General features: G+C 63.2%; 2 protein-coding genes and 1 pseudogene. 2 read left to right on the top strand and 1 reads right to left on the bottom strand.

Translation table 11 applies throughout. The features are described from left to right. Positions 1 to 738 (bottom strand): annotated as a pseudogene (locus ACYVDE_RS18270) (lamin tail domain-containing protein); the annotation flags it as partial. Positions 739 to 970: 232 nt separating this feature from the next. Between ACYVDE_RS18270 and ACYVDE_RS18265 the strand changes: the two are divergent. Beyond that, on the top strand, positions 971 to 1,957 hold the full coding sequence (locus ACYVDE_RS18265) for an aspartate-semialdehyde dehydrogenase (protein WP_460502988.1): 987 nt from the start codon (positions 971 to 973) through the stop codon (positions 1,955 to 1,957). A 137-nt stretch (positions 1,958 to 2,094) separates the two neighbouring features. Continuing rightward, the coding region (locus tag ACYVDE_RS18260) for a carboxypeptidase-like regulatory domain-containing protein (protein WP_460502987.1) at positions 2,095 to 3,236 on the top strand (1,142 nt) is incomplete at its 3' end.

Here is a 3,236-nt window from a genome sequence, read left to right as displayed (position 1 = left end):
GGCCGTGGCCGTGCTCACCGGCTCGTTGAACAGCAGGTCGACCTGCCGGGCATCGACGGGCGCGGCGCGCACGAGCAGCGGCGCGGTGGCATCGGTCACGGCAAAGTCGTCGAAGGCAAACTTGGTGTTGTTGGTGGCCGAATAGAGTAGTGACACGCCAAAGGCCACGCTGCGCTGATACGTGGCATCGATGGGCTGCGCGGCCTCGGCCACGAAGGTGCGGCCGCCGGTGAGGTCGCGCTCCAGCGTCCAGCGGTTGGCGGTGGTGCGCGTCACGCGCACGCGCACGAGGTTGTTGGTGGTGCTGGCCAGCGTGCCGTTCAGGCCGTCGATGACGAGTACGGCGGCTTTGGTGGAGTCTTTGCGGAACAGGCTCACCTCGTCGTCGGTGCCGCCAAGGCGCACGAAGTAGCCGGTATTGTTGGCGTTTTTGAGGTCGGACTGGGTGGCCAGCAGCCACACGTCGGCCAGGTTGCCCGAGCTGGTAGCCAACTTCAGGTTGGCCCAGAATTCCCACACCGTGCCGGTGTTGGCCTGGCAGGGCGTGCTGAGGGCAATTTGCGTGGGCGTGACGGCCGGGCCGTTGCTTTGCAGCTGCTGGCCCACTACCTGGAAGCTGGCCGCGTCGCCGGTCCAGGCAGGGTTCGCGGTAAAATTGCCATCGGTGAATGCGTCGACCACCTGGGCTTGGGCCAGGGCGGGCAGCAACAGCAGCAGAAGCAGGTATAGATGTTTCAAGCGAAAGTTTTTGCAGAGTAGGATGGAGAAGCGGGCCTGCCGGCTGGGCCGATTACCGCACCGTGCCACTACAGAAGCGGCACGGCACAGGTGTTGCCACAAGCTCAGCAAGACGGGCTTTCGGGGGTTCAGGCAAAGCGCTAAGCAACTTAAGCGACTAAAGTAACCTATTTCTGCCGACATTTGCGAATGTGTGCGCAGGCGCGTACCTGTTTAATTTTCTGCTTTTTCCATGAAAATTGCTGTTGTGGGTGCCACCGGCCTGGTGGGCACCGAGATGTTGAAAGTATTGGCCGAGCGTCAGTTTCCCCTCACCGAACTGCTGCCCGTGGCGTCGGCCAAATCGGTAGGCCAGGAAGTGGAGTATCAGGGAAAAAAATACCCCGTGGTGAGCATGGACGACGCCATTGCGGCCCGCCCCGACTTCGCCATTTTCTCGGCCGGCGGCTCGGTGAGCAAGGAGCACGCGCCGCGCTTCGCCGAAGTAGGCACCGTGGTGATTGACAATTCCTCGGCATGGCGCATGGACCCCACCAAGAAGCTGGTGGTGCCTGAGCTGAACGGCGACGCCATTGGCCCCGACGATAAAATCATTGCCAATCCCAACTGTTCCACTATTCAGATGGTGGTGGCCCTGAATGATTTGCACAAGAAATACCGCGTGCGCCGCATCGTGGTGAGCACCTACCAAAGCGTGACGGGCACCGGCAAAAAAGCCGTGGACCAACTGCTGGAGGAGCGCGCCGGCCGCCCGGCCAGCAACCCCGCCTACCCGCACCCCATCGACCTGAACGTGCTGCCGCACATCGACGTGTTCGAACCCAACGGCTACACCAAGGAGGAATTGAAGATGGTGAACGAAACCAAGAAAATCATGGGCGACGACAGCATTCGTGTGACGGCCACCTGCGTGCGCATCCCGGTGATGGGCGGGCATTCGGAATCCATCAACGTGGAGTTTGCCGAGGAATTTGACTTGGCCGAAGTGCGCGAAATCCTGGCCAATACGGCCGGCGTGGAACTGGTAGACGACCCGTCGACCAACACCTACCCCATGCCCAAAGACAGCCATGGCAAAGATGCCGTGCTGGTAGGCCGCCTGCGCCGCGATGAAACGCAGCCCAAAACCTTGAATATGTGGGTAGTGGCCGACAACCTGCGCAAAGGCGCCGCCACCAACGCCGTGCAGATTGCCGAATATCTGGCGGCCAAGCGGTAGGAAGCGGTTGATACTAAATACCTATTGGCCTCGTTCGGACCAGCCCACACGGGCGGCCCAGACGAGGCCATTCGCGTATGGCAACCGCTACTAGATAAGCGAAGATGACAACTATACGGCTACTAATTGTAGGACTGTTGCTGTGGTGGGCCATTCTCCCGGCTGCGGCCCAAAACGCGCTGTTGCGCGGCCGCGTACTCGACGCCGAAACTCACCAGCCCATTCCGAATGCACAGGTTGGGGTGGCCGATAACCGGCTGGGCACCAGTACCAACGACGATGGCCGCTTCTTGCTCAGCATTCCGCCCGCGTATGCGCGGGAACGCCTGACGGTGGCGCTGCTCGGCTACCGCAGCGTTGAGCAGCCGTTGCCCGAGCTGCCCGCGCCCGAGCTGCGCATCGAGCTGAAAATCAATCCAGCCGCCTTGGGCGAGGTGCAGGTGACGGGCTCGGTCGAGGGTATTGTGCGGGAAGCCGTGGCGCGCATTCCGCGCAATTTTTCGGCCCGTGCTACCCAGCTCACGGGTTTCTACCGCGAGTCGGACAACGACACCATTGGCCGGCCGCGCTACCTGGTCGAAGGGCTGCTGACGGTGTACAAGCCCGACTACCGGCAGCCGGCCGACGACGGCGACGTGCAGATTCGGCAGGCCCGCAAGGTTGATTTGCGGCCGGCCGGGCAGGCCGTGCGCGTCGACTGGTCCGGTGGGCCGTTCATTGCGCAGTTCGGCGATTTTGTGCACCGGCGGGCGCAGTTCATCAACCCTAAGCATTTCCGCGACTACACCTACCGGCTGGCACCGGGCAGCAGCTACGCCGGCCGGCCGGTGTACGTGGTCGACTTCGGCCCGCGCAACGGCACACGCCGGGCCGACTGCGCAGGCCGGCTCTACATCGACCAAAACAGCTATGCTTTTTTGGGGGCCGAATGGCATTTCACGCCCGCTGGGCTGCGCCGGGCCGGCCACGGTATCAGCACCCGCCAGCTACGGGTGGCCTACCAGCCCTACGCCGGCCGCTGGCACCTGAAAACCGTGTGGTGGCAAACCCGCGCCCGGCTGCCCATTGGCCCACCGCTCAACTACTTCGGCGAGTTTCTGACCACGGCCATCGATACCGCCGGCCTAGTGCGGCCCGGCTACGTGGAGCGCGCGCAGGAGCACGACGTGTTTCTGCGCACCACCGTGGCTTACGACTCGGCTTTTTGGGCGGGCCAAACGACGCTGCTGCCACCTGCCGCCGTGCGCCAGGCCCTGCTCGACCAGCAGCGGCAGCAGCG

The organism is Hymenobacter agri (assembly GCF_054778495.1).
The sequence above is the reverse complement of the archived record's forward strand: the minus strand, read 5'-3'. Positions and strand labels throughout refer to the sequence as shown.

Bases quoted from the DNA above. Each gene is read 5' to 3' on its own strand.
- ACYVDE_RS18265 (WP_460502988.1), top strand. From the start codon at position 971: ATGAAAATTGCTGTTGTGGGTGCCACCGGCCTGGTGGGCACCGAGATG.